The sequence below is a fragment of the Pseudomonas sp. R3-18-08 genome (genome assembly GCF_003852065.1).
Taxonomy (GTDB): domain Bacteria; phylum Pseudomonadota; class Gammaproteobacteria; order Pseudomonadales; family Pseudomonadaceae; genus Aquipseudomonas.
Genome location: NZ_CP027729.1, coordinates 2254615 through 2280795, shown reverse-complemented (window position 1 = coordinate 2280795; position 26181 = coordinate 2254615). Strand labels below are relative to the sequence as shown.

At 48.4% G+C, this 26181-nt stretch carries 25 protein-coding genes; 3 read left to right on the top strand and 22 right to left on the bottom strand.

Annotation, left to right across the window (positions count from 1 at the left end; genetic code table 11):
* Positions 1-88: 88 nt before the first annotated feature.
* The 5 genes from C4J92_RS10630 to C4J92_RS10610 form a co-directional block, all read right to left on the bottom strand.
* Positions 89-1039 carry a fimbrial protein gene (locus C4J92_RS10630; RefSeq protein WP_164485248.1) on the bottom strand — a complete coding sequence of 317 codons (951 nt, stop codon included), beginning with the start codon at positions 1037-1039 and terminating at the stop codon, positions 89-91.
* A 98-nt stretch (positions 1040-1137) separates the two neighbouring features.
* Complete coding sequence (locus C4J92_RS10625; RefSeq protein WP_124403775.1) at positions 1138-1614, bottom strand: fimbrial protein; 477 nt, start codon at positions 1612-1614, stop codon at positions 1138-1140.
* A 496-nt stretch (positions 1615-2110) separates the two neighbouring features.
* Positions 2111-4708: a fimbria/pilus outer membrane usher protein gene (locus C4J92_RS10620; RefSeq protein ID WP_124403774.1), complete on the bottom strand. Its 2598-nt coding sequence runs from the start codon at positions 4706-4708 to the stop codon at positions 2111-2113.
* 58 nt (positions 4709-4766) lie between these two features.
* Positions 4767-5510, bottom strand: coding sequence for a molecular chaperone (locus tag C4J92_RS10615; RefSeq protein WP_218565847.1), 744 nt, complete (start codon positions 5508-5510; stop codon positions 4767-4769).
* A 48-nt stretch (positions 5511-5558) separates the two neighbouring features.
* Positions 5559-6092, bottom strand: coding sequence for a fimbrial protein (locus C4J92_RS10610; RefSeq protein WP_124403773.1), 534 nt, complete (start codon positions 6090-6092; stop codon positions 5559-5561).
* Positions 6093-6579: 487 nt separating this feature from the next.
* Here C4J92_RS10610 and C4J92_RS10605 point away from each other — a divergent pair, with 487 nt between their 5' ends.
* Positions 6580-7275: a hypothetical protein gene (locus C4J92_RS10605; RefSeq protein WP_124403772.1), complete on the top strand. Its 696-nt coding sequence runs from the start codon at positions 6580-6582 to the stop codon at positions 7273-7275.
* Positions 7276-7901: 626 nt separating this feature from the next.
* On the opposite strand, the gene C4J92_RS27450 is transcribed toward C4J92_RS10605, so the two are convergent.
* The 3 genes from C4J92_RS27450 to C4J92_RS10595 all read right to left on the bottom strand — a co-directional run bounded on the left by C4J92_RS27450 (position 7902) and on the right by C4J92_RS10595 (position 11484).
* Entirely contained in the window at positions 7902-8762 is an 861-nt protein-coding gene (locus C4J92_RS27450) for a fimbrial protein (protein ID WP_370881259.1), read from the bottom strand.
* A 742-nt stretch (positions 8763-9504) separates the two neighbouring features.
* On the bottom strand, positions 9505-10587 hold the full coding sequence (locus C4J92_RS10600; RefSeq protein ID WP_124403771.1) for a hypothetical protein: 1083 nt from the start codon (positions 10585-10587) through the stop codon (positions 9505-9507).
* A 27-nt stretch (positions 10588-10614) separates the two neighbouring features.
* Positions 10615-11484 carry an alpha/beta hydrolase gene (locus C4J92_RS10595; protein WP_124403770.1) on the bottom strand — a complete coding sequence of 290 codons (870 nt, stop codon included), beginning with the start codon at positions 11482-11484 and terminating at the stop codon, positions 10615-10617.
* Positions 11485-11659: 175 nt separating this feature from the next.
* On the opposite strand from C4J92_RS10595, the gene C4J92_RS10590 reads away from it, so the two are divergent.
* Positions 11660-15337: an ATP-binding protein gene (locus C4J92_RS10590; protein WP_124403769.1), complete on the top strand. Its 3678-nt coding sequence runs from the start codon at positions 11660-11662 to the stop codon at positions 15335-15337.
* Positions 15338-15603: 266 nt separating this feature from the next.
* A complete protein-coding gene (locus C4J92_RS10585) occupies positions 15604-16032 on the top strand; it encodes a response regulator (RefSeq protein WP_124403768.1) in 429 nt (142 codons plus the stop codon).
* A 99-nt stretch (positions 16033-16131) separates the two neighbouring features.
* On the opposite strand, the gene C4J92_RS10580 is transcribed toward C4J92_RS10585, so the two are convergent.
* The 14 genes from C4J92_RS10580 to C4J92_RS10515 all read right to left on the bottom strand — a co-directional run bounded on the left by C4J92_RS10580 (position 16132) and on the right by C4J92_RS10515 (position 26178).
* A complete protein-coding gene (locus tag C4J92_RS10580; RefSeq protein WP_124403767.1) occupies positions 16132-16572 on the bottom strand; it encodes a hypothetical protein in 441 nt (146 codons plus the stop codon).
* Positions 16569-17612 (bottom strand): hypothetical protein, encoded by a 1044-nt coding sequence (locus tag C4J92_RS10575; RefSeq protein WP_124403766.1) that lies wholly within the window; start codon positions 17610-17612, stop codon positions 16569-16571. Before C4J92_RS10575 ends, C4J92_RS10580 begins: the two co-directional genes overlap by 4 nt.
* 112 nt (positions 17613-17724) lie before the next feature.
* Positions 17725-18351: a response regulator transcription factor gene (locus C4J92_RS10570; protein ID WP_124362279.1), complete on the bottom strand. Its 627-nt coding sequence runs from the start codon at positions 18349-18351 to the stop codon at positions 17725-17727.
* A gap of 86 nt (positions 18352-18437) precedes the next feature.
* Positions 18438-18863, bottom strand: a complete 426-nt coding sequence (locus C4J92_RS10565) for a hypothetical protein (protein WP_124403765.1) — start codon at positions 18861-18863, stop codon at positions 18438-18440.
* Positions 18860-19561, bottom strand: coding sequence for a hypothetical protein (locus C4J92_RS10560; RefSeq protein WP_124403764.1), 702 nt, complete (start codon positions 19559-19561; stop codon positions 18860-18862). The genes C4J92_RS10565 and C4J92_RS10560 overlap by 4 nt, the downstream gene beginning before the upstream one ends.
* Entirely contained in the window at positions 19533-20096 is a 564-nt protein-coding gene (locus C4J92_RS10555) for a secretion system protein (protein ID WP_124403763.1), read from the bottom strand. Before C4J92_RS10555 ends, C4J92_RS10560 begins: the two co-directional genes overlap by 29 nt.
* Positions 20093-20815 carry an EscJ/YscJ/HrcJ family type III secretion inner membrane ring protein gene (locus C4J92_RS10550; RefSeq protein ID WP_124405789.1) on the bottom strand — a complete coding sequence of 241 codons (723 nt, stop codon included), beginning with the start codon at positions 20813-20815 and terminating at the stop codon, positions 20093-20095. Before C4J92_RS10550 ends, C4J92_RS10555 begins: the two co-directional genes overlap by 4 nt.
* The gene (gene sctI / locus C4J92_RS10545; RefSeq protein WP_124403762.1) at positions 20815-21117 is read right to left on the bottom strand and encodes a type III secretion system inner rod subunit SctI; all 303 of its coding nucleotides are present in this window, start codon (positions 21115-21117) and stop codon (positions 20815-20817) included. Before sctI ends, C4J92_RS10550 begins: the two co-directional genes overlap by 1 nt.
* A 70-nt stretch (positions 21118-21187) precedes the next feature.
* Positions 21188-21451 (bottom strand): type III secretion system needle complex protein, encoded by a 264-nt coding sequence (locus C4J92_RS10540; protein WP_124362273.1) that lies wholly within the window; start codon positions 21449-21451, stop codon positions 21188-21190.
* 20 nt (positions 21452-21471) lie between these two features.
* The gene (locus C4J92_RS10535; protein ID WP_164487529.1) at positions 21472-22641 is read right to left on the bottom strand and encodes a PrgH/EprH family type III secretion apparatus protein; all 1170 of its coding nucleotides are present in this window, start codon (positions 22639-22641) and stop codon (positions 21472-21474) included.
* A gap of 82 nt (positions 22642-22723) precedes the next feature.
* The gene (locus C4J92_RS10530; RefSeq protein WP_124362271.1) at positions 22724-23179 is read right to left on the bottom strand and encodes a transglycosylase SLT domain-containing protein; all 456 of its coding nucleotides are present in this window, start codon (positions 23177-23179) and stop codon (positions 22724-22726) included.
* Positions 23180-23327: 148 nt separating this feature from the next.
* Positions 23328-23939 (bottom strand): winged helix-turn-helix domain-containing protein, encoded by a 612-nt coding sequence (locus C4J92_RS10525; protein ID WP_256657474.1) that lies wholly within the window; start codon positions 23937-23939, stop codon positions 23328-23330.
* A 236-nt stretch (positions 23940-24175) separates the two neighbouring features.
* Positions 24176-24436 (bottom strand): phosphopantetheine-binding protein, encoded by a 261-nt coding sequence (locus C4J92_RS10520; protein WP_124403760.1) that lies wholly within the window; start codon positions 24434-24436, stop codon positions 24176-24178.
* Between the two features lie 50 nt (positions 24437-24486).
* Positions 24487-26178 carry a hypothetical protein gene (locus C4J92_RS10515; RefSeq protein WP_124403759.1) on the bottom strand — a complete coding sequence of 564 codons (1692 nt, stop codon included), beginning with the start codon at positions 26176-26178 and terminating at the stop codon, positions 24487-24489.
* Positions 26179-26181: the final 3 nt, after the last annotated feature.

Genomic DNA, 26181 nt, shown 5'->3' with positions numbered 1-26181 from the left:
AGGCCGGCCTCGATTGATTAGAAATTGGCTAATTTTTTACCTGGGGTTTCGCAATAGACTAGGAGGTCTGGACTAACCACTCTGGAGGCTACTGATAAGACATCGTGAACACTGCATTTGCATTGGCCGTACCGGATCCCGGTTTGGAAGACGCTGTGCGTTGATATTGAATATAAAACGGAATGAGATACCTACCTCCGGCGCTGCCTGTGGAACTTAAAACCTTGAATTGATTTAAAGCGCCCGCGATAGACGAGGCAGGACCTAAATTGATTGGGCTGTTGTCGCGTAAAATTTGATACCCTACACCCGTTGCATCCGAGCCGGGACTGAGCGACAGCACATTGCTAGTGTTTCCCGGGTTCTGTGCGTCGGTCATAACCATATGAACAGAAATCGAAGGATCGCAATTCATTCCAATATTAAAAGGCGTTCTGCCGGCAACCGATCCAACTTCCAGAAGGCGATTTAGCCCAATGTTTGGCATCTTGACATCAATATTGCCATCAACATCACAGGTCGACGCCTTTATGGTTGGAGCAGTGCTAATCTTGATATCCATTACGCCTCTCTTAACCTTATCAATATAGGTCACATTGGCGGACGGAAATGCAGTTATCGTTCCAGAGCTGACGGGGCCGACTATCACGAGTTGCGCAGTCGCTTTCATGTGTTTTAATACATCCTGATTGGGTTTACAGCTAGCTCCAACACCAGAAACATCGAACGGAAGAGTACGCTGTACTGAAACTGCATCCCACGACGTCGCCCGAAAACGCACGCCAATGCCAGGATTATTAGTCTGATAAACATCCGAAAAGCCTGGAACAAGAGGGCCATTAACCGTTCCTATGCTGCGCACCTCGTATGAACACTTCGCCCATACGCCCTGAGAACCAGTACTGGCTTTCCAGTTGGTGGTCGAGCCGACTTCCCTATCGCGCGCGAAAACAGCGCTATCGAGGGGAATATTTACAGCGGCAATTGATAGAGACGAGAAAGCCCCCAAAAATACCAGCGGGAGTATATAAAGATTCATCATTCAACCTTTTAGGTTTTGCCTCGCTAGAGCGAAACTTCAGTCAATTCATTCCTTTTCACCGCACAGTACTGACGCTTAATTGTGCGATTTGAATACTACTGATAAGACATGGTAAACACCGCAACGGCATTGGCCGTGCCTGTTTTCGGCCTCGAAGACGCCGTTCGTTGATATTGGATATCAAACGGAATCAGGAACCGGCCCCCGGTGCCACCTGTAGAACTTACAATCTTGAATTGATTTAAAGCGCCCGCAATAGACGAGGCATGACCGAAATTGATCGGGCTGTTGTCGCGTAGAATCTGATACCCCACACCCATTGCCTCCGAGTCGGAACTGAGCGTCAGCACATTCCCAATGTTACCCGGATTAAGTGCATCAGTGATGACCATATGAACAGCAATCGAAGAATCGCAATTCATTCCAATAGTGAAAGGCGTCCTTTCAGCGACCGCTCCGACGCTTGGGAGTCGATTTATTTCAATCCTGGGCATTGTGGCAATAATGTCGCCATCTACGTTACAGGACGATGCTTCTATAATACTTGGAAACGTGCTGATTTTCACGTTCATTGGCCCCCTCTCTTAAGAATCATAATAGCTGATGCGGGCGGTTGGAAATGACATAATAATGCCTGCACAGACCTGCCCCACCACGACGAGCTGTGCAGAAGCCCTCATATTTTTTATTATGGTGACGCAAGGTTAGCAGTCGGAGGGCCCATTCCCAGGAATATCAAATGGAAGCGCTCTTTGCTGTGAAGCTGAATACCAAGTAGTTGCTCTGAAACGGATACCTATACCGGGATTACTGGACTGATAGGCATCTGAGTATCCAGATACAAGCGTGCCATTCACTATGCCGACATTACGCCCGCCCATGTACTGGCATAGCATCCCTACGCGCTGAGAGTTTGTGTTTTCTTTCCAGTTAGTGGTAGAACCAATCGCCTTATCCCGTGCAAAAATTGCGCTGTGAGCGGGATGCCGACATCGGCCTTGGAAATTGACGAAATAGAAAACAAGCAGACAGCGACTCATATTTAACCTTATAGTTCAACGGTAGCCATTACCTAAGCGCCACGGAAGTGCTTGATTGTTTAGTGCACAACGCGTCGACTTTTTCGAAATCCACTTTATCTTTGCGTGCTGCAGCTGACAGGGTGTACAAAACGCGACATTGACCGTCGAGCGTGTCTCCCCAACGCACTATCAGCTCACCTTTCGGCTCCGCTGCACGAATGAATGCTCGGCTCATTTGCCCAACCAAGGTCAGGCTATTGCCCTCAGCGTCCAGTACTTCGGCCCCCGTCGGCAACGCATTACCCGCCTCGTCACGCAGGTTAAGCAGAACCGGCGCCCCCTGAGTGGTTGGATATTTCAGCATCACGATTGCGCCATGACGCGGTGCGATATTCTGCGAACTCATTTCCAGCTCAACGTCCGCCGCCATACCTTTCGGGTCGATGACAACTTCATTATGACGATAAGGTATCAGGCCGCTCACCACTCCATACCCGCTGCTGCTGATTGCGCCTCCATTGCTGTTGAGCAGACTCGCGCCTTGTGCCCCCCTGGCCTCCACAATGACACGCGTTTCACCTTTGGACTGACTGAAGGTCACGCCGCCAGGATGGGCCACGATGCTGCCGGAAAGGCCGATACCGACTTGCTTGTACTCTTCCCCCTGTCCAATACTTCCCGATAGATTGGTCTTGGCCATACGGTATTGGGCATTGGCCCCCGTAGAGCTATTGCTGGCTCCGAAGGCACGATCATGCGAGCCATACACCCCATAACTAAGTTCGCTCTGCTCCCCCACAGAGCCAGACAGCCCAACCTGAGTCCCCACATCACCTTTACCCGAATAAGTCGTGGAGCTGGTGAGGTATGAGGTATGGCGATCTCTGCCAAGTGGCATCGAGAGCGTCAGCATGTACTGGGTATCGTCCTTGTTATTGCTACCCTGGGTACGGCTGGCTGAAAGACTCAGGTTTCCCCAGCTATAGCTATTGGAATACCCGGCCTGGAAGCTGGTATCGCGGCTCTTGGCGTTATTCCAGTGATTCTGCGACGACCCGCTCAGGTACAGGCTGCCGGCATCGCCAGGCAATGGCTGGTTGATGTTCACTTGAAGCCGACTGCGCTGGCGGTTAGGTGCCGGACCAGTCAGGTCTTGCGCTCGGGCATAATCGCTAAAGGACAGGTAGCCCTCGCTGGAGAAACGGTAAGCTGCCACGACGAAGTTAGTCTTGGTGCTATCGACGAGCTTGCTGTAGCTCAGTCGATAACTCCTTCCGCTAGCGGTGCTATCGAGTGGGTCAGTACCCTCATCGCTTGACTGCAGACCAGAAGCGTTGGACTGTGTGACATCGAACGCGAACGCTCCCACCGAAGTACTCAACGCCATACCGCCCTGTACCGCCAGATACTGGTCGGCGACGACGCTGCCAGTGTAGGCCGTCGCCTGGTTGGAAATGCCACGCTGATAGGTTGCCTGGACGAATGTTGGCACTTTGCGCAAGCGGTCATCACGGTATTGACCGGCAGAGACGCTGTAGCGCGAGGTCCCTGGGCGCAGCAATTGTGCCACCGAAGCAAAGGGCACAATGAAGCTGTGGATACGGCCGTCAGCCTCGGTCACCGTGACATCTAGGTCACCGGAATAGCCAGTACTGTAGAGGTCGTCGATGACAAACGGGCCGGGCGCCACGCTGGTTTCGTAAAGTATGTTGCCAGCTTGACGCACGGTCACTCGAGAGTTGCTTTGCGCCATGCCTCGGATGGAGGGCGCAAATCCACGCTGGGAATCAGGCAGCATGCGATCATCGGACGCCACTTGCACACCGGTGAAAGATACGCTGTCGAACAGCTCGGATGGCGTGTAGTAATCCCCCAGGGTAATTTGTGATTTGAGCGTGGTCAGGTCGCGCTGTGCATAGGTGCTCAGCGCGCTGTACTTACTCCGGGATTCGCCAACACTACTGCTGCGGTTGTAGCTTGCGTTGTGGCGCAGACGCCAGTCCCCCAGGTTCAAACCGCTATTGATACCCGTGTAGAACTCTGTGCTGTTGGAGCCGCGTGAATCGTTATGAAAGGCATTGCTGTTGTAGTCAACGAACGCAGCAGTCACGCCCCGGTCCCAGTCACCTGGATCAACGTAGCCTCGTGCTGCGCGGTTCAGGTAAGTCTGGGCAATGCTCAAGTCCAGGCGCAATGCCCCCAGGTCCATGTCGATATGGGCATCAGGGACCCAGAGGCCGATATCCGCGCAGTCATCGCTTTCAAGGGCGTGGCTTTCAGGCAGGCGCTTGAGGTCAATGCCCAGGCTGGAGACCTGCGCGGGAGTAAAGCAAATTCGCGACGGTTTCCCATCGCCGCCGTCACGCACCCGAATGTCCTGGCGTCCCATCCACTGCTGGTTGACGTAGACATCGAGGCGATATGAGCCTGGCATGGCCCCGTTCCCGCGTTCGAAGCGCGACATATCCAGACTTCTTTCCTGGCCTTGTAGAAAGGCCGGATTAAACAACGCGAGAGCAGCATTGCTTTCCTCGGCTTGTGCGAGGTTGTCGGGCAGAACCGCGCCGAGCGTCGTAACAAATAGCCAATGCCGGGCAGCAAAAAAACGGCCGGCATAATGCGGTGCATGAGTCGTCAAAAACATGGGATTACCTGAGCACGCGTATCGAGGTGATACCTGTCGGCACATCAGCTCGTCAATTTCAGTTCAGTGTGATGCTCTGTTCGGCGGTGGTGCCAAAATCACCGATCCAGCGGTAGAGCACCTGGCCACCAGTACTGCCGGTATGACCGGCGAGAGAAAAATCCTGCTGACTGAAGGGAGCAATCATGCCGCCGCCGGTTTCGTAGCGTTTGTCGCCCTGCTTCACTGACAGCTCACCAAACGACAGGTGATAAGGCGTCGGGTTATCACCGCGCAGGACATAGCCCTTATCGACTCGCTGCACAGACCACTTCATCCGACTCACGGAGCTACGAACATCGCCGGACAGAGCGACCGGGCGATAGAACATCTTCAGGCGTGAACGCACAGCGATTTGCATCATGTTCGCCCCAGCACTGGCACCTTGAGGAATAGGTGGGATTTCCAGGGCGTTGAACCAAAACAAGCTTTCCCTGTCCTGAGGCAGCGTTTCACCGGTGAACACAATGCGTACACTCTGGCCTTTTTGTGGGTCCAACCTGAAAATGGGTGGCGTAACGAGAAAGGGCGCGTCTGCATCTTGAAGTCGGCTCTGGGCGTCGCCACGATCAATCCAGACTTGCAGGAGCCCGGGGCTCTGGCCCTTGTTGGTCAGCTTTACGGTGACTTCTCGTTCCTTCGCGGAATAGATCACACGGGTGCCATCGATCATGACACCGGCAACAGCACTGGACATCGAGCATGCAGCAAGGAACAGCCCTGCCATCAAAGAGGGCAAGTGTCGAGCGGAGACAGGTGACATCAGGGGGTACCTCAGTGGTGCCCGAGGTGAACACCCCGGGCGAGTCGATTACTCGTAGGTCAGCATGAAATTGGCCATGACGGAAACATCACCGCCACCCGCGCTCCCCTCTTGGGAGAAGTACTGCGCGAAGTACTGCAAGCTGCCTTTTCCGTTGATATCCACGGCACGTGAAGCCTGGGAAGCATTGTCATCGGTATTGATATTGATGACGGTATGATTTTGATCGAGCAGTTGAACCTCGACGTTGGAGGCTTTGTTTACAGCGTTGTTTACCAAGTTGCCGTAGGGATTAACATTGGAATCAGGCAGAAATGCAGCAGAAACCTTGGCATCCTCCGGGCAGTCGGTCACCTGCAGCGTGAAGCCGGTACGACCGGTAGCGCTCTGAGCGCCAGCGAGCTGACTTTTGTCCACGGTCGGCAGTACAACGTTGACATTGGTGGAAGAAGCATCAAGTACGCAACTCGTTTCGATAATTCTGCCAGTGATGTTGATCTGTCCAGTCTGGGCGGCGAGAGCAAGGACGGGCAGATTTAGGCTGACAAAACAGACAGCAACAGAAAACACTTTGAAGTTCATTTATGCGGGTCTCGCAATAGCCAAGTTAGAATAAACTGAGTTTTTTAGCCTTCAGATATTTAGGTGCTGCGATACCTGACAGGGCAGAAAATCTTAAACTCGGCCGTAAGCCCGTCACATCAGCACGCTCTCATTTCAAGTCAGAATTCGCTCGCCCTAGACCAGAATTTTCTCGGAGCGGGATGAATTGCTTCTAGCTCCCCACCAAAATCTGCATGCCCTCTCCGTCCGAATTGCTCTGGCTTCTAAGGTTTTGTAGGCCACATTGCCTGGTAGCCGGCGACCGGTGCCGGCCCTAAATGCGTAGACCCTGAGAGCGTTTTTTGAAATTAAGCCCCCTACATAAATTGTATATTTAGTATCAAGCCCAATACTAAGGTCCACTGAGCGCACCTGTAAGGCCTAAAACACCTGAAAATTGCAACTCTAAACTTTCTCACGCCAAAATACGGAAAACCAAACTACAACCATCACTATTTGACGTTCTATGAAAATATCCGAAAAATCAGCATATCATGCAATATCGAGCTTAACAGCCAAAACAATAGTTAATCAAAGAGTCAAAAGCGGGGACTTAAAAAAAACCATTAAAATAGTACGGAACAGCCATATAAAGCTATACAACTCCGCGAAAAAAAACGAAGCAAGAGAATTTGTCAAACACATCCGCGAAATCCTTTATACACAAAATTCTAAGGCATTGAGGAGGAAAACCGAACTACTCAAGGATTTAGAAACATTAACGATGCGGACTCCAGCAGAAAAATCAGCCGATTATACAAGCTGTTTAATAGGGATGAAATTCAAACGGGAATACAGCTGGTCAGCGCTTCAAGCAAGAGGTCAGAAAAATTATGTTTACCACCACAATACTATACACTCCAAGTGCGCTAGGCCTGAGCAACCTGTAAAGGCACTATCCAAGCCAGCAATCGAAACCCTGCCCGCCAACGACAGCGCTGTGAACAAACGCTGTATGAGAGAAGATGATCATGCTAAGAGCATTTTTTATGATAAGGATATAAAGCTCACTCGAGAAAGACTGAACCCCACACCTAATGACACGAGCGAACATGGACCCAAAATGAGCCCGTTAGATTTTATTTACCCCGCCCCGCCCATTCCAAGAGCGCCAGTCGAATCAATGCCAGCAGCACTAAAATCGACGACCCGCTGGGATTGAAGAACCGCTGCATCCGGCTTCGAATAGCAGTATATTAGGCTGAATCAGATGGACAACTTCGTGAAATATCGAACGCCTTTATCCTTATTTCACCCCAAAAGGAAATGACTTGTCCGGATAATGTAGCAGACTTTAGCGCGCAAGGAAGTGGACTGGTATTATTGGAGGCAGATACCATTTCATTTATCCAAATCAAAGCGCCGGAAATAGGACAAGGTGAGAGGGCCTTTGGCCCTCTCACCCAATAAACGATCGGAGCCAAGCATCTAACCACCAAAGCTGGTTGCCGCCGTCGCCATGGCAGAAAATATTTCAGCGGGGCAGCAACCCTATGCCCCTCCTACAATCCGCCTCCTAACACCCCATGAACATCCTTGCTGACTGCAGCAGCAACACAGAGTGCAGAATAAAGAGCGCGGCTTAGTTTATATATGAATTTTAATTGGCTCGCCAACACCATTGCTTACTGACAAATCGCAGTAGGCACGAGTGTAGGGGGCATTACAATTTTAATCATCAACCACAACTGAGTATCGCATTCAAAGAGCACATTCAACGGCTCTATTATTGTTCGACAGCGGTTTTCTCGAAACACCTGGAGAAAAAAAGATGGCTTAGTCAAGAATTTAATCATAACTGATTATATAAGTAGACTGCGCAACAGCCCTACCCGGAATGAGATTACCGTCTCGAATATAACGAACTGACATGGGAATTAGGCCATCCGACTGAATATCGCCCAAGCCCCTTCTTTGCTTATACCTTACCAAAGAGCCGTCAAGCAACATCTGAAACCTAATCCCTTTTGCCGTCGAGCCCGCTCCTAATTCCAAAGACTCACCACTGTTAGATACATTGTTCGAGTCAGTGAATTCGGCGTATACCTTACTCGAGCTGTTACAGCTGACAGCCATAGTGAAGAATACCTCACCAAATGTTGCGCCTATGCTAGAAAGTTCAGAGCTGGTTACCGCCGGCAAAGGAACAAGTATATTTGGGGTTGTAACAACGCACGTTCCGAGAATAGCACTACCAATTACTGCGCCTGGTTGGTCTGGTCCTAGCGAGACACCATCAGAATCTAGCTGTTTAGCCCGAATCCCGCCGGCATGTAAATCACCAGCCGCTACAGGACCCGCGCTGCGGACCAAATCAAAAGACACAAAGTAGTGATTAGCGGTGCGAGAATTGAAAAATCCCAGCCTTGCAGTAGTCCCATTTATTGGCTTCTCGTCGTAATAAAAAACAACTGATAGTCCACTTCCGACTTGTAGCTTTTGAGGCACCTCCAAATATGCAACCCCGTCCGCCCGACACCCCCCGTATGTAATAACCTGACGATGACTACTTAGTACAGTACCTACAGGAACATTACTCGAAAGCGCTATATCCTTTCCAAGTTTAAATTCGCCTGCACCACTTATGCTACAGGTTGCTAAGGCCTGATGTGAGAAAAAAATCAACGCTGCTAATACTATCGAACGCATCACCACAACAAACCTCTTTTAATGTACCATTATAAAACTCAAAATCGCCGAGCCTTAACATATCATCGCAACACATAATATTGCTCTCGTAAAACATGCTTGATGTGCTCTCTCACTACTAACGGCAGATATCAACAGTAAATTTTCTTACTGAATTATTCAGGGCGCCTTTTTAAACAGGCATTGCTCCTTTATGCCCTTAAAGAACGCACTAAATGACTGGAAGGCACATGGGAGCTACCCGACGCTTTACTCCAACCGGAACCAGACCTGCTCCGGCGGCAAAGTTAGGGACAACCACGCAGTCACGATGAGAAATAGGTTGGATCACACTTTTAGCCTACGGGCTCGTTCCAACTGTCTATAATTTTTTCACATCGAGATGCACCACAACATCAGACCGCTCAATGCAGCGGCAAGAATCTTCCTCGTCGGACGAGGAACTTTCTTACCTCTGAGATTCTGCACGAAAAAAAACTATTTTTTGCCCTTTATGGTTCGATAACCAGTTACACATGCAGCTATTGCGGTATGACAATAACTACCGATACAAACTCTGCAACTGTATGACGTTTGGAATTCGGCGCCACTTTTATATCTCGCTATAAGCGGATGCTATTTTAAGCCAAACCTCCGATGTATTACGGACTCTTCGTTATCCTTAGTACCACCCGCAACAAAACCAGCTCGCACTGCTTACGAAACAGTGCGAGATCCTACAAATCAATGATTGAAACGAATCTCAACTCTCCACATATAGACCCGCTTCCGGTGGAGATTTAAAGGATGACGTTTCCTTTAAAGGGACATTGCCATCATGGTGTAAATTATAGTCTGCAATAACGATCGCCAACGCGCTAACCGAATCGGCATTCATAAAGTTCACCATTACTTTGGTGTCAGCATCTTCATTATAAAGTTGCGTGAGCGTCTTTGTGTTATCTTTGGGAGCAATAGCGGAAAGAAATTCCTCACCTTCAATATGCTCTGCCACAAGCTTGGAGGATTGCTCAAAACCTCTGGCGAAATCTTTTATCTGTCTATGCAAAGGCAGTTCAGCATACTGATCATCCAAGCAAGACTTTTCACGAGAAAAATAATAGAAATCAAATTTATTACAGCAGAGATGCGCCACCTCATGCAAAAGCGCATTAACAGCGGGAATGGCGCATTTCTTAAAGAATTGTAGAGAAAACGCAATCCTTTGCTCGCCGTCTTGAACCAAGTTAATGGCGGCAGTGGGATCGGAATTGTCATACGGTTCCACAAGATAAATATCTTGCCCGCCCTCTTCCGTCATCCAAAGCAACATTGACTGCATCGCTCTGTAATTCTCCAACAGTCTCGGACGTATACTGGGATCCACTCCCCACTCAGTAAGCTTGGCATCAAATGTCGGATCATCAATACCTTTTAGAGACTCTATTACTGAAGTAACCACAGAGATCCCGTTATTAATAGTTCGCGTGAGAAATTCCCGCTTAGCCCCTTCTAGACTCTCGAAGCCTTTTGACACAACATCAAACCCAAAAGATTCGATATGTGTTTTGAATAAATCGTCTGACAATGGGTTCGATAATGGCGTGGCAAGCGCTCCGGGCGGACCTAACCAAGAGCCTGCTGATAACGATATTGAGGATAGCGCTAAAGTAACTAATCGAAAAATCGTAGCACCAACGGTCGGCGTCTTACCAGAAAAAACTAATTCGGCAGTGGTATTATGCACATCGCTTACAAGACGCAAAAATCTACGAGTATCTTCACGCCCAATCACAGTCCGCTCGTTACTCAGTAAAATCTCATTAATTGCAGCCACAGGTTCCATAGTTCTTCCTTGCTGTAGGTGTGGCGGTTAAAGATACATTCCCAGCCAGTTAATTTGATGTCTTAAAACTTTAAAATGAGTGTCACCTTCATAGACATCATAATGCCCAGCACCTTCAAGCATAATGATTGTCTTTTCAGCATGCAGCGCTTCATACAATCGGACTGCTTGATCCGGGGGATTAACAATGTCGTGTTCGGCAGCGACAACCAATACAGGCTGACGAACGCTCATGGCCATGATAACCGGTTTGTAGTTTATGATTTCCCGGACGGTTAAAAAGGGTATTTTTGTATTTAGCTGAGGATTAAACTTTTGATGCTTTTCGAAAAACACTCGAGACTGCTCATCATCCAGCACCATTAACGGAGGCACAAATAACTCCCTACCGCTTGATTCTTTCTTCTCCTGCATCCGATTTAATGTCGAAAATAGCTTACTTTCCTCTTTAATACTCATTGCGCTAGTGATTAATATTTCCCCGTCAGCAAAGGCTGTTTGGCTGATGATGCATTTGACCAGCGGGTTCTGCGCCCCAACCGTAATGACATGACAGCCACCTAGTGATGTTCCCCACAGACCAATGCGTGACGTATCAAATGACGGTTGCTGGCTTACCCAGTTAACAACGGCATGAATATCTTCTATCTGCATTTTGGTCTGAAGCCTGCCGCGCTCACCTCCACTTTCACCGAAACCTCGATAGTCAAAGGTAATGACATTGTAGCCAGCCTGAGCAAAAGCGAAAGCAAACTCAGGCAGAACAACGTTCTGGATGCCACAAAACCCATGGCACAGCACCAGAACAGGTGCCGGGATCACTGATGTGCTAGGATAAATTCGCACCGCCAATTGTTCCCCGCCGCTACTAACACTAACGCTCTCAAAACCACTCATTACACTACTCCTCAAATACTGGCCAAGTTACAATTCCCAATTCAAAAGAAAGGCATCGCTATACACACAAAACCTACAGCAATAGGCTATAGTAGTATTTCAAAAAGCGATCCTGCAACAAAGCCTCAACCATCCAAATATTCAAGTACTGTTCTACATTTGTAGAGGGGTTACCATGAAATCGATTCACCTAAGCGTGCAAATTAAAAAAAAACCAACACCAAAATACATATTCAGGAAGACGCTGTCGCTCAATATCTGTGCGGCGCTTTGGATCGCGCTATTCGCCGGGCCAGAAGCCCATGCTAGTCGTGTGGACAATTTAGAACTCTTCAGCCACACCAATGAAGATCACCAGAAGTTAAATTTAGACTACAACGGTTGGCGCTGGCTAAAGAAAAAGAAGACTTTGGTACTGGGTACGTCGCTTCCTGATTATCCGCCGTTGGACATATCAAGTTCCAATCGTGACTATGAGGGTATCACAGCAGATTACATGCAGATAATTTCTGGTTATCTTGGTGTAACCGTGGACGTTCGCCGTTACGCTACTCATATGGAAGCCGTGGAAGCACTGAAAACTGGCGAAATAGATTTATTGGGCAGCGCTAATCGAAGAGAAAAAAATAGAATAGATTTGGCACTGAGCAACAACTACCTCGATGATCGACTCGCTCTAATCGGCCGCATAGGCATTAGCCTGTCTTTCGACGATAAAGTCGCGCGTATTCGCTTGGCAATTGACTCCGACTATATTAGTGAGGCTGCGGCTCGGCGGATGTTTCCTCAAGCAAACATAGAAGTGTTCACATCGACAGAAAATGCTATCGCGGCAGTCGCCTTTGGACAAGCTGATGCATTTTTAGGGGATGCTATATCCTCTCAATACCTTATTTCGCGAAATTATTCCAGCCATCTCGATATTTTGGATATCGCCCCCCCGGCACAAGAAGGCTTCAGCTTTGCCATTAACGCTGATAACCCGCGTTTGCTGAACCTTATCAATACCGCCCTAGGGGCCGTGCCAGAACAGGTAAAAACTGAAATACAAACACGCTGGAGCGAAAAACTCTTATTCACGCTCCAGCCACTGGATTTAAGTGCAGACGAGAAAGATTGGATCAAGAAAAACCCTGTGGTAAATATAGCAGTGAGCCGGTACCTGGCACCCGTTTCATATTTCGACATCCATGGTAATTATTTTGGTATTACACGAGACTTGCTTAAGTTAATTGAGAGAAAAACGGGCTTAAAATTCAACATACAACCTCACCCCAACATTAGAGAAATGCAGGAAAGCTTAAAAGCGGGAAGAGTGCAAATCGCAACGGACCTGCCTAAAAACCAGGAAAACATGCAATCTTTTTTATTTGGACGTCCTTATTTAATCGCACCTTATGCACTTGTAGTACGCAATCAAAGTGCATACCCAGATACGCTGGAGGCTCTGGCAGGCAGGACGTTAAGCGTTGCGCCAGGCCATGCGCTTCTGCCGATGTTACGCGAACATTACCCGCTCATTCGTTTAAAGAACGCAGAGAATAATTTTGAGGCCCTTGCTTGGGTAGAGGATGGCTCAGTAGATGCAACAATCCTACCTGCACCTATTGCCAGCTACAATTTGCGTAGCCGCGATAACTCACTGAAAATTGCATCGATTATAAACTCTGCACCTGCGACAGCGTCGCTCAGTGTACTTAAGGGGCAAGGTCAGCTTTACGCAATTCTCGATAAAACCATAAGAAGCATCCCGCCAGATGTTATTGATTCTGTTACCAACCGGTGGCGCACAAACGCAGTTATTGCGCCCCCATCATGGCGCGACTATCGTCAGATTATATTTAAATCCGTAGTTGGCACTATCACACTATTGACTATCGCATTGGGTTGGGGAATTTACTTACGTCGGCAAATCATGCAACGCAGAGCAGCCGAAAGAGAACTCAGCAATCAGCTTCACTTTATGGAAGCCCTGATAAACGGCACGCCGCATCCAATTTACGTGCGGGATTTAGAAAATCGCCTATTAATTTGCAATGACAGTTACGTAAAATCGCTTTCAAACGAGGGTGATATTGCTCGTGGTTTAAGTTCAGCAAAAACCTCATTGGAAAGGTCGGCGGCCTATGAAAAGGATTGCCAAACTGTATTGCAGACAGGCCAACCTCTTTTGCGTGATCGAGAAGTTTACATTGCTGGACGTCATCAAACTATCTATCACTGGATGCTACCTTTCTCTAACTCTGAAGGTGCCAATCAAGGCTTAATCGGAGGTTGGATAGATATAACTGAGCGGCACTTGCTTCTGGAGGAGCTCAAACAAGCCAAAAATGATGCTGATGAGGCTAATCGGACCAAAACTACATTCCTTGCGACTATGAGCCATGAAATCAGAACACCTATGAATGCGATCATAGGATTGCTGGAATTAAGCTTGAAACGCGATAAAGAAAAATATGACCGCTCATCAATAGAAGTCGCCTATCATTCCGCCCGCGGCTTGCTTGATTTAATTGGTGATATACTCGACATTGCCCGTATAGAGACAGGTCACCTTAGTCTGAATCAAGAGCGGGCCAACCTAAAGGACCTAGTAGAATCTGTTATTCGAGTATTCAGTGGACTGGCCAAGCAAAAGAACCTAACTCTAAAGTTAGACATTAACGAAAGTATAAATTACGACGTATTGGTTGACCCGCTGCGCTTTAAACAAGTACTTTCCAACTTAATCAGTAATGCGATTAAGTTTACCGAAAACGGCGGGGTCGATGTGGTTGTTCATTCTTGCTTATTAGCAGATGATCAATTACAGGTCGAATTTTCGGTCAATGACACCGGTATTGGTATATCTGCTAACGATATAGCGCGCTTATTCCAGCCATTTACCCAGATAGGTGGAACGAGACAGCACGCCCGCTCTGGTACAGGATTAGGATTAATGATTTCCCGTAATCTATGTGAAATGATGGGAGGCCAATTGGAGCTCGACAGCGAAATCGATCAGGGCACACAAGCCATTGGCCGACTGACACTGAACGTGCTCGAACCACGGCAGGAAAAGAAGGCCGAAGTATTAAACAGCTCCGCAGCCAACCCGGCTCCAATTTTAGGTGTATTAGTGGTTGACGACAACTACGCCAATCGATTGCTGTTGAGTGAACAGCTAATATACTTGGGGCACTCCGTGCATCTTGCTGAAAATGGTGCTGAAGGCCTTGCATTATGGAAACAGAAAATATTTGACGTCATCATTACCGACTGCAATATGCCAGTGATGAGCGGATATGAGCTTGCGAAAGCAATACGCGTGATTGAGAGCGCTCAAAACCGGGTGCGCTCTATCATTTTAGGATTTACTGCTAATGCTCAACGTGAGGAGCGCGAGCGGTGCATATCGGCTGGCATGGATGACTGCCTATTTAAACCAGTGGAGCTGGATACCTTAGAGCGTTTCATCAAACGCTCCGCAATAGCCATTCATGACGAAATTAATTATTCTGAATCCAATAAATTTGACTTGAATACCCTTGAGCACCTTACCGGTGGAGACCTCAACATATTAAAGCGTGTGCTGGATGGATTAATTAATAGTATCACCGATGATTTAGAGGAATTACGACGGCTTAATAAAAACGACAATCTGCGTGGCTTATCCGAGCTTGCTCATAAAATCAAGGGCAGTGCTCGCGTTGTTAAGGTTCGCAGTCTGATCAAGCACTGTGAAGCTTTGGAAGCTTCCTGTCACCTTGACCCGTCAGATTCTAATTTACCGGCCGTGGTCCTAGCCCTTGATCAGGCAATGGTAGGATTAGAACGCGATCTGATTCGCCAGAGAAAAAAACACTTTGAGTAGGTGGACTGAAGCACCCTCTCCCGCGATGTACTCATTACGGCCGTAACGCCGATCCTTGGATATAGGCGGCCAATTGTTTGCCCGCCTTACCGCTTAAAGGCACCTTAAACGTTGTATAAACCCTGCCTACAACTGGCGCTATTATCTTTCCGCCGCGCGACACAATTAGCGCGCCTAGAATTTTCCTACTGTCTTTCAGCCCCTTCCGCCATGGTTAAGTCTTACGAGTTCTTGTAGAATTCTTATTCCAACTAAGGTGTAGACGCATGATAGACTCGAACAGTGTGATAATTATTGATAAACACCCGATCGTGCGACTGGCAATCAGAGCGGTGTTAGAAAGACGAGGCATTAAAGTTCTGGCCGACATCAGCGACGGAGTAGACGGTCTAAGACTTGCGAACCTGTATCATCCCGATCTTGTAACTTTTGATATTGGCCAAAATCAAACAGAGGGGTTAGCAATTATCAAACAAATGTCTTCGTTATCGAATGCTCCTAGCATGTTAATTTTTTGTACATATCCCGCAGTGCCTTGCGCAGAATATTGTTTACGGGCCGGCGCCTCCGGTTTTGTCAGTAAGCGCGCAGGCATACGCGACTTCCTTAACGCAATCGAAGCAATCTTCGCCGGTTACGATTATTTTCCATATTATGGCAGCGTCAAGCTTGGTCCAACCCCAGCAACGAAATAATCTAGAGTTCAGTTGACAGAGCTGGATGGGTATTACTCGCGCCCCATGCCATGAAGACAAGGTACGCGAGAAATTATGTAATGGATTGCTTGGACTACATCAGCAGGGCAAGCATAGGATATTCTCAGTTGTTTTTTCTCGGTCTAACACAGACCCGCCCATAGCCTTGATTTCCCCAAGCACAGCATCCAGTTTAACTCTTCCTGCATGACATTCAGCTCCAAGCTTTTCTGAGAGCTTTGCGTACCCATATATATAACTTTCTCGCGGATCGGGCATTATGGAACGTCTTCTTATTTTTTCTAGGACGGGATGACGGAATGTTTTTGAGAACCCCTCAATATCCTCTGCCACATTGGCGGAACCAAAGAAACCATTTCCACCTAAAAGTTCAAGTACTGCACGCTGTTTTTCGTGCGCAGTCAGAGTCCCCTCGGTATAAATCACGCTGAGCGGATTGTTAGGCCCCCCTTTCTCATTCTTAGCTGTGGCATCCGTATAAGGCGCAAACTCTTCAAACACTTCAACCGTAGTTGTCAATTTGCTGCACAGAGCAAGGCCGGCCTCGCTAAGCCGCCCGTTGTCAAAAATAGAGTACCGAATTTCAGGGGATCTTCTTGTGCGCACTCCATCAACAGCCTATAAACTGCAGGCGCCACTGTGTACACAATTTTATTCGTGGGCCTAGCGAGACCGGATAGGTTGTTACGCTGTGTATCGCAAATGGCAAGAGTGTACGCCATCGCCACGATATCCTCGCATGCTGCATTATCCGGAATTGAAAGTGCACCACTTCTCAACAGGCCTTCAATGACAGTACCAAGCCCGGGTTTTCCGTCTCTACCTATATTTGGCATAAAATCGAAAGCTGTGCCGCTGGGAATAACCGCAGCCGCAACCCGGCAAAGACTTTCTTGCCCCGTAACGTCGACCGTTGCCTCTTCGGCCAAGGTCCCCAAGGCCGCAGCCGTGGCTATCTCATTCAGCCCCCAATGCTGTTGATTGCCAATGCCAGTGCCATCTTCTTGTAGTATTTGAACGTGATCATGAAAATATGCGAGAAAACCGGCTAGACGCTCGAAAGAATGCCCTTGGAAAAAATGCAGTACGTCACTCTGCATTTCTTGTGCGTGCGCCATTCGACCGCTTGAATGGGTAGCTTTGTGATAAGACAGACGCAACGCATTCAGAGCGCCATCTAATGCGCTCTGATCGAAATGACTTTGGATTTTTTCTATAGCGCGCTGCGCTTGTTCCAAGTCGATATGAGTCAGACTGGCCAGCAAATTATTTGTGAGGCTGCTGACAATTTTATGTTTATCACATTGGTCGGGCGTGACTTCGCGTACTTGTTCCAGTAAGTTCTCTAAGTGGCCCGCCATGATCGCTGATGCTTGCCTATACGATGCACACAACGTAAGAATATTTCCAAAATGTTCGGAACAAAACTCATCTAGCTGGCGGCTGGAAATCCCTAGTACATTACGAATACTGCACGATGTTCGCACTGGCAGATCTGAAGTCGTTCTGGGAAACACGCCTACTGGCGCTGACCCGGCGCCAACGTTTTTAACATTCATTTATTTTGCCTCAAGACGCCAAATGAGACCCGAAAGTATCAATAGCGTCTGAAGCAGGCTTTCAAATAGCGCTCATGACAGAGTGCTCTACCGCAAGCGGTTGTTTAAACGTTCATACCAGTGAATTTCTTTTCGCCAGTTCAGCCAAGCTTACAAGGCTAGAGGCGTTCAATTTTTCAAGCAAGCGTATTTTATAAGAGCTGATCGTTTTGTTGCTGATCAGTAACTCATCAGCTATTTGTTTATTCGTGTATCCCAACGCCAGATAACGAAGAACGGTGAGCTCTCGATCGGTCAGCGTACTTAGCAATGTAGCCTCGTCAGATTTCCCTGCGTCATTGCGAACGTCATTGAGCGTTTGGCTAGGAAAAAAACTGTAGCCCGACAACACTGCACGCACACCAGCGAGTAGCTCCGCTGGATCCTCCTGCTTAAACACAAAACCGGCAGCCCCAGCCCGCATGCACCTGTGGGCAAGGTAAGCAGGTTCCTGTGCACTTAGTACCAGGACTTTTGGCGGCGTTGCCAATGTCTGGATACGAGCGATTACCTCCAACCCATCGAGGTTCGGAATACCTATATCAAGCAGCACCAGGCCAGGATTCAGCTCTCGAGCTAAACTGACACCATCGACCCCATTGTCCGCCTCCCCCACCACCTCGTGCCCGTCACGCTCCAACAACAAACGAACAGCTAATCGTAGTATCGGATGATCATCAACAATCAGTATTTTTCCCACTGTCTACACCTGATAATGGTATTAAAAGATTGACTGCGCCCGCGACCTCTGAAGTGATCAGGCGCGATGTCGTCCACATTGTGAGCTCACCATTCGGGCAGCTCTTCAGCCACCATGAATATTTGCTGCATATATTCCTGAACCATAAATTTCGCCGAAAAAACACGAGATTGAGCCTCTGTGACACTCTTATATAGCGCTGTATCTTGAAGACTATCCTCTTTTAGGCGCTGCAGGGTCAAGGCCAAAACTGCAGCCTGGGTTTCAGTGGTGCGATAAGGATGCGCTCCATCAGCCTCAAACGCGCGTAAGCACTCATAAACTGTTGCGCCGCTCAAACCATCGTCTGCTATAGCCAATAACCTCTGGTAGAACGCTTCGAAATTAGGATCATCCAAAGAGGTTTTGGATAGCGCACCAACTTCAAGCACACGCTGATCCAGATCAAGGATCGCTTCTTGAGCGGCGAGCACGGCTTGGCTACCAGCGGGGCGAATGGCACCAATGTTCATTCCATGATCCCTTTATTCAAACAAATCGACTCATCCAACCCGGTAAACCGCAAAATAGCAGACCGGACCTCGCCAGAAATCCGCCCGCACTGCTCCGTCAATAGGCCTAATTTCACCATCAATTCCGGGGCCAGTTCTTCGCCGATAGCCCGACCATTCAGCTCGGCAAATTGTTGGTCACAACGAAATCGGTAATATTCCCCGTCGACGAATTCGACATTCATTGTGCCACTCCAATGCAAGCGTAGACGAGCCACAAACTCCTCACCACACGCATCCAAGCGTTGAGGCAATACCACGGTCATAGCTTGGTCCGAGCTGGCGTCGGCTCTGCTCTCTTTCAGCCATCTGGCAAACATGGCCTCCAAACACTCAGGCCGGCCCAGCAAGTCCGCGACTAAATCAACAGCAGTACGATGCAAGATCACCTCTAGACGCTTCTGAAGAGCACTTGCTTGGCCCACTGCATGCACGACATCTTGCGCCAGGACGCAGACGCCCTTGTCATACCCTTGGCGAAAAGCATGCTGATGAATTGCATCCGCTTCGCACTGAGCCGCGTGGATACGGCTATTGGCTTGAGCAATCGCCTGGTCAAGAATGTCGACGGCCTGCGTTTGCTTCTGCAGATGCACTGAGGCGACCCAGACGCTATCCTCAATCAGAAGGTTATCGTGAATGGGAATAATTCTGATCATTTTGTAGAGCCAATTTAAAAATTAATAGATCAGCAGAAGGTATCGGCTGGGTTCCCTGCAGCTCGACTATTTTCTCAGGGAAGAGTAGCGGCAGCCGTGCTACCAGTGCCTCAGGCACCCACTCTCTCCACGCCAGCAATGCGGAAAGCCCACATGCCTGGACTTGGGCCACAGACACCAAAGACGTTTTTTCCTCTTCGCGGGCTTCACGAAGCTTATAGGCTGCGAAGGCCTGGGCTTGCTCAGGCAGGCATAACCAAGTCCCTCCTTGCGCCAGGTATTGACGCAATTGCTGCGCCCCCAGAGCCAGAGCAATATGAGGCAGGCGGTGCCAATATCTCACCCAATGCGCATACACAGAATCAACCTCCGGCGTAGCCGGCATCGCATTGGGTAGTGCGTCAAGAAAAATCCCATTAAGCGCGCTCCGTTGCCGCGCAGAACTAAGATTGATTGTCCTGCTCAGACGACTTGGATGTAGGTAGGCCAAAGGATCAAACATGATATGTCTCAACCGCGGGGCAAAATCCATCATAGGTCCGCCTTAGTTTGGCGCCGCTTTACTGACCAATACCAATAAGCACTCGATAGGCCGCCTAATAAGACCATCAGAATCAGACCGCCCAGCAGGTAATTCTTATTATGATTCGTGGGTGCCGCTGAAGGCGCAAAGTGCTGAATTTCGCTTTTAGGTGAAAGCACAACTGAAATATCGTCGTAACTGACATCCGAAAAACTGTTTTTCAAAAACCGCTTGATATCACCGATCAATAGTTGTGAGTCTACACCCCGCTCATGCACGATCAGGGCAGAAAGATGTATGGGCGAAGCCTTACGGCCTCCTTCCCCGGCATCTAGGTCATAACTGACGTGCACCCTGGCCCGGACAATCTTTTCCAGTGTGGCCAATGTTTGTTCCAGGCGTTGCTCCAAGGCTGAGAACAATCTGGCTTTCTCTGCTCGGGGCGAAGCAACCAGCGAATCCTGTGGGAACATTTGTGCAACCTCAAGCCGAGGCTTGGGTGGCAGGTCATGCAATTGTAACAAGTCAACTGCAGCGGTAAAATCCAACTGGCGGACGTGGACGCTATAACCATTCTTGCCCTGATCGACTTTGACCGCCTCAATATTGTTACGCTGCAGTACAGCGATAACAGCATTTATCTGGTGCTGATCTAATCCGTCCAGCAGATCCGCCTGACGACAGCCTACCAACCCCAAGAACACCAATCCGAGTAATAGCCACCGCAGCATCATGAGCGCATCAATGCCTCAACGGCCCCCACGGCCTTACGTGTAAGTGTACTGACCATGGAGATATCGAGATTATAATTCGCGGTTTGCTGTTGCAGTTCGAAGAGAACCTCTGGGTCGCTGAGCATTCCCGGACGCGACAAAATTGAGTTGATTGCGGATACATAGTGTTCTGCTTCCACGCTTTTTTCAGAAAAGGCCTGGATAAGCCGGCCCTCCAAAGATTCTGACGCATCACTGGCGGGGTTGTTTAAAAAGCTCACCTGTGCGCTAGGAGAAGCGATTAGTTCTAAGCCGGACATAAATACACTCTAAACTTAACCAGCCCCGGTACGGGGCCCCAAGATGTGAAAAAAGGAGATCAATTAAGCACTAACGGAAGTTTTGAATAATCGCAGCATCAATATCTTTGAATACCTTTACGGTGTTCGATTGTGCGTTACGAAACAAATTATACTCCGACAACCGAGCTTGATAATCAGCAAGTAGGGAGGGATCTGAAGCATCACCCTTTAGCTTATCCAATGAAGCATCCAATGCCTTTTTAAGATCCGTCACCGACTCATCGAAATCTTGTGAAACTTCGGTCAACCAGCCACTAGGCGCTGCCGGTTTAGGGCTATTAGTGTTTGCCATGTTTTATTACCTCAAATTTATTAAGTCGGTGCGGGAAAATACCAAGAAGACGGACTCATTTTTATATAACCTTGTGAACCTAGCTGATAGGACTTGCCTTTCAACCAATCGTCATCGAGTTCTAGCGCAAATGAAACATAACGTCCTCCCCATTGCTGATAAAACGACTCAACCAGCTCGCGTACGTTATTTAGTTCACCGTCATTCAACGCACCTCTAACCTTAAACGTGACGCCAGCCGGGTGATGCATTCGTTCAAATGGAACAGCCAAGCGCTGCAAACCATCTTTTGCCAGTGCCTCTAGCTCCAGGTCGCTGCGTCGCTCGATTTTTACTGACTGCACATAAGGCATGTCCTTTAACAAGAAAGTCCTAAGCGCCTCGCCAGCGGCCAGGTCTAAGTGAGCACGCTCCTTACTCAGAACCAGACGGGGAAATTCAGGATTATTCAGATCGAGTCGATGGAATGCTAAACCGGTGTAATGACGAAGCAACTCGCCTTCAACACGCTTTGCTTCCTCGCGTATCGACCTCACATCGATGCCAGTACTATTGTTTCGCATCATGACCTGTCGCCCCCAGCTCAGCTCGCGCTCGCTTGAAGCAAACATGTAAATCTTGTCATCGCGGCCTTTAATAATTCTGTAAGGGCTGCTGACCCCGCCAACGACAGACTTCACACTCACCACTGGCGTTGGCCGGCTTTCCCACCAGAAGCAGGCGATCAATACTACGCCACTTAGTAGCATCGCTATTACGCTCTTCACCGAGAGCCTATTAGAAATTGTCCGTGCAAACGTTTCGGGCGCAGGCTCGTCAAACAAACCGTCAACCCAGTCTGCATCCATCGGACGTAAAGCAATACGCAAACTACCTACACGGTGAATGACTTGATAAGTTAAAGATCGCTCTACTACTTCCTCACCGAATATACGCACCATGACGCCAGACTGTGCAGTTTCTTCAACAAGCACTTCAAAATTACTACTACTGCCCTCCAGCGGTATATAAAATGAGTGCTCAGGAAAGGAAACGGCTGATTCATCGTTGAAAAATTCTCTTTCCATACCGACGACGAACAGGTTTTGTTTATCACGCAACTCATACTCACAGCCGCACAGCGGCCCATCCAGAACACGTAGCACGCAACCGAAGTTCGTGGTGCCTTGCTCTTTTTCGCCTAACAACATATTGCCCTTCCACCGTTTTACATCGCGCGATATGGACATAGATTAATGCCAACTCGATATTAAATCTTGATGGATAGAAGTATTATCCATCAAGATTCAAATCACTGCGCATCATGTGATAACGCTCCTGGACACGCTTGGCATAACGCTGCCGTGACGTTGCCCTAGAAGCAGAACCTCCAGCGTTGTAAGCGCCGACAGCTTCCCAGCTATAGCCAAAGCGCCCAATAAACTCTTTCAGTATTGAGGCACCCACAGCGATGCTCAAGCAGGGGTCATTTAATAGTCGGCCTTCGTCGATACCCATCTCACTGAGCCACGGTAGATGGCGACTATTGATTTGCATTAAACCAATATCCCGCGAACCATCATGGTTATGATTCAGCGCATCTGTTCGCAGCGAAGACTCGACTTGTGCTATAGCAAAAAGAAGCTCTGGTTCAATATCGTAGGACGCTCCCACCTGTTCCCAGCAGAAAGCATCCGCCCAAGAAGGCCTTGTCAACAGTAGCAGGCCGACCAAGAGATATCGGGTCAAAGCAGCCTCCCCGCGAACCTGGCCGACTCTCGCAGGCGTCTTTGGCTGACAAGACAAACAGGACACTCTTCAAAAAACCTGGATCCACCGGACAATGGTGCGGCGCTCGAATGGACTGCAAGTTCAACTTTTTTATATATTCTCATGCTTAGGCAGCACTCCGACTCGCCCCAGAAGTGAACCGTTCAATAGGCTCTGGAGCGGAGGGATTCAATCGGCGCAGTGTCAAGGTGCCGCATTGGTTGACCAGCTCTAAACACATACGTCGACCGTTCTGCAATCCACCCAGCTCATCCAGCATTTGAGTGTCGCAGATAAGTGCGGTGACACTAGACGGCGCGTGAGCGGAATCTGAACGACCACTACTGGCACCATTCGGGGTTAACTTCACAGAGTGCGCAATCGCGATCGAGTGCGTGGTTTCAGGTATGGATATAACAGGCCGAACAAACCGATAGCCTTTGCCATAGATGGTTGCGATATAACTTTTGCTATCTGAAGAGCGCAGTATTTTGCGCAAGATATAAATACAACGGCTAAGAGACTCCTCCCCCACCGCCTGATGTGGCCAGATACTATCCAGCAACCTATCCTTGCTCAGCTCCCGCCCCTCAGAGGCAAGCAATAGTTCAAGGAGCCTGGATTCTTTAGGAGGCAAATGCACACACTCACTGCCTAACCAAAGACCTCTGTTTTTTCTCCAAACCCACTTTCCAAATGCCACATCTTCAGTAAAAGAAGGATTAACTATGTCAGTCACTTTTCTAACCTCGCCAGTATAATGCGCCGCCAAAACGACTACCCAAAATCGATGGAGCTATACTAGAGGCAAGAAAGGCGCCGGGTGGATAAGAAACGACCACAATAGCGCCGGAAACATCCAGCACGACACAAGAAATTTCTGACGCGCTAGTAGCGCACAGGCTCATAGAATGATTGATGCTTAAGTTGCATAATTGGATTTTTTATTTTTTTAGGACGCTTTACGGCATTACTTTACGTATTTTCGTTCAGCGCGAGCGCTGTTCTAACGTGCAAATACATATCCTCCACGCTATGACTAGTCGCTACCAGCGACACATTCAAATCAATATTAAATACCTCATTCAACTGCAAGCCTATATCAATCAAGTCTAACGAATCCGCCATAAGCTGCTCAATAATTAGTGTCTTGCTAGTTATCTTTTCTTGAGCAAGCCTGAAGTGATAGGCTAATAGTGCTCGTAGCATACTAAATACTGGATCAATTTCATTCACCCCACGCCCTCCACCTCATATTACTGCGCTTGAACAAGCCGTGAAGTTGATCACTCAATGAACGCGAATAATGCTTGCAGTTTTTCCATTGTTTGCCTCACGTTTTCATAGTTACGTCGCATTTTAATATTGTTATTTTCAAATGACTTCAATCCACTTTTCAGATCCAATGCAAATTTATTCATGCGGCCGCTGTTCAGCATTTGACTTAACGTCTCAAAACTGGCACTGGAAAGACTTTGGGTATCGTCAAAATTACTCAAATCTCGCTTAAGCAGGTTAACAGCATGCCGTTGATTCTTCGTGTCAGCACTAGAAACCTGCAAAGAGTAACTCACAGCCTTGAGTATTGCAGCCAGGCTCTCGCGCGCATCGAGCATAATGCTGCCGCGTTTACTAAAGTCCCGATCAGTCCAAGGTACGTATGTTACATTTCCAAAACTCAATACACTCGCTGGCGAGTTTGGATTGAGTTTATGTCGGAGTTCAACATCATCATTTTTTTTATCGTGTTCAGGGCTGTTGAGAGTCTCCCGATCAAGGGTATCATTTCGATCTCCGTCAAACTTTTTAATCAGCGCACTAACTGAACTTTGACGATTCAACGGCGACTGTGACGGCGGCGGCGGCGGCGGTAGCGAATTCAGCTCTGCAACATTCGACTTATCGTTAACGTCCTGCGGCATGTCTAGCGCATCAGTTCCAGCAGGTATTGATTCATCAGGCACGCTCTGCTCTGAAGTTTTTTTATTTATGGCAGTTGGCTCATGGCTATTTGCCGCGCCTGCCAGAGCTCTCAATAAATCTGCGCTAATATTAATGTTCTGCACATTTGAGTTCGTGATTCCTGGTGTGCCTGGCGCATTTCGGCCTCTTCTTTCGGGCGCGGAGGTCGAGCGATCGGTCCCAGAGCCACCGTCGCCCACCAGCTCTTTCGGCGATTTCTCAATCAGTGGACGGCGAAGATCCACTTCGGTCATTACGAACTTTACCACCTCAGAAAGTGAAACGAAATCCAGCACACCGCCTGTTTTACCCTCTGTATTCGTTCTTCTCAGATCAGCCATCGTCTCAGCGGCCGACTGGCTCATGATTTTACCTTCAGGCAATACGGAACCAGTAGGAATGGAAACCTCCCTATTTTTCAAATATGCGGAGATAGCAGGCTTACCAAAATTTTTGTTAACATCAGCATAAAACCCGTAGGCTTCTTCATAACGTACCTGCTTCGCCACAGACTGTTTTAAAGCGTCAAAACTTTTAACCAGCGAGGCAGACTTTGAGTCAGACGCGATAAGCGAAATTCCTTCTTTTAGTTTACCTGCATTATCCTCCAAAAAGGTATTAAGCTCGCCAAACAACGTCACGGCGATCGATGGCATATTGGCAGCACTCACAATTACCACCCGCTGCAAATCATTAATTTCACGCAATTGCGAAGCGCTAAGTTCTTGGTAACAACTATTGGCTCTGGAGGAAAAATGTGCTTCCCTATAGTTCGATGCCAACTCATCCAAAGCACCCTTCAAACTATTGTGCTTTCCAAGTAATGAGTCCAATGATCCAGCACCCACTGCATTTCTTAAATAATGTTGACGCGCCGCAGTGTCAGCCCTTGATAAAAATTGTACTTGCTTGTCTGCATTACCTCCTTTAACCACCTTTCCATCCAAATGATTTCGGATAAGAGAATTAGCCCTGCGAAACGGTATGGCAATATTTGAAGGAGAAGTTGATCTCATATC

What these genes read in the sequence shown, in the direction of transcription:
- C4J92_RS10550 (WP_124405789.1), bottom strand. Translation starts at nt 20,815, where the DNA reads ATGCTGCGGTGGCTATTACTCGGATTGGTGTTCTTGGGGTTGGTAGGC.
- C4J92_RS10615 (WP_218565847.1), bottom strand. Translation starts at nt 5,510, where the DNA reads ATGTCACCTGTCTCCGCTCGACACTTGCCCTCTTTGATGGCAGGGCTG.
- C4J92_RS10605 (WP_124403772.1), top strand. Translation starts at nt 6,580, where the DNA reads ATGAAAATATCCGAAAAATCAGCATATCATGCAATATCGAGCTTAACA.
- C4J92_RS10555 (WP_124403763.1), bottom strand. Translation starts at nt 20,096, where the DNA reads ATGATGGATTTTGCCCCGCGGTTGAGACATATCATGTTTGATCCTTTG.
- C4J92_RS10535 (WP_164487529.1), bottom strand. Translation starts at nt 22,641, where the DNA reads ATGTTGTTAGGCGAAAAAGAGCAAGGCACCACGAACTTCGGTTGCGTG.
- C4J92_RS10585 (WP_124403768.1), top strand. Translation starts at nt 15,604, where the DNA reads ATGATAGACTCGAACAGTGTGATAATTATTGATAAACACCCGATCGTG.
- C4J92_RS10575 (WP_124403766.1), bottom strand. Translation starts at nt 17,612, where the DNA reads ATGAATGTTAAAAACGTTGGCGCCGGGTCAGCGCCAGTAGGCGTGTTT.
- C4J92_RS10595 (WP_124403770.1), bottom strand. Translation starts at nt 11,484, where the DNA reads ATGAGTGGTTTTGAGAGCGTTAGTGTTAGTAGCGGCGGGGAACAATTG.
- C4J92_RS10515 (WP_124403759.1), bottom strand. Translation starts at nt 26,178, where the DNA reads ATGAGATCAACTTCTCCTTCAAATATTGCCATACCGTTTCGCAGGGCT.
- C4J92_RS10610 (WP_124403773.1), bottom strand. Translation starts at nt 6,092, where the DNA reads ATGAACTTCAAAGTGTTTTCTGTTGCTGTCTGTTTTGTCAGCCTAAAT.
- C4J92_RS10630 (WP_164485248.1), bottom strand. Translation starts at nt 1,039, where the DNA reads ATGAATCTTTATATACTCCCGCTGGTATTTTTGGGGGCTTTCTCGTCT.
- C4J92_RS10600 (WP_124403771.1), bottom strand. Translation starts at nt 10,587, where the DNA reads ATGGAACCTGTGGCTGCAATTAATGAGATTTTACTGAGTAACGAGCGG.
- C4J92_RS10560 (WP_124403764.1), bottom strand. Translation starts at nt 19,561, where the DNA reads ATGATCAGAATTATTCCCATTCACGATAACCTTCTGATTGAGGATAGC.
- C4J92_RS10565 (WP_124403765.1), bottom strand. Translation starts at nt 18,863, where the DNA reads ATGAACATTGGTGCCATTCGCCCCGCTGGTAGCCAAGCCGTGCTCGCC.
- C4J92_RS10625 (WP_124403775.1), bottom strand. Translation starts at nt 1,614, where the DNA reads ATGAACGTGAAAATCAGCACGTTTCCAAGTATTATAGAAGCATCGTCC.
- C4J92_RS10540 (WP_124362273.1), bottom strand. Translation starts at nt 21,451, where the DNA reads ATGGCAAACACTAATAGCCCTAAACCGGCAGCGCCTAGTGGCTGGTTG.
- C4J92_RS27450 (WP_370881259.1), bottom strand. Translation starts at nt 8,762, where the DNA reads ATGCGTTCGATAGTATTAGCAGCGTTGATTTTTTTCTCACATCAGGCC.
- C4J92_RS10620 (WP_124403774.1), bottom strand. Translation starts at nt 4,708, where the DNA reads ATGTTTTTGACGACTCATGCACCGCATTATGCCGGCCGTTTTTTTGCT.
- sctI (WP_124403762.1), bottom strand. Translation starts at nt 21,117, where the DNA reads ATGTCCGGCTTAGAACTAATCGCTTCTCCTAGCGCACAGGTGAGCTTT.
- C4J92_RS10590 (WP_124403769.1), top strand. Translation starts at nt 11,660, where the DNA reads ATGAAATCGATTCACCTAAGCGTGCAAATTAAAAAAAAACCAACACCA.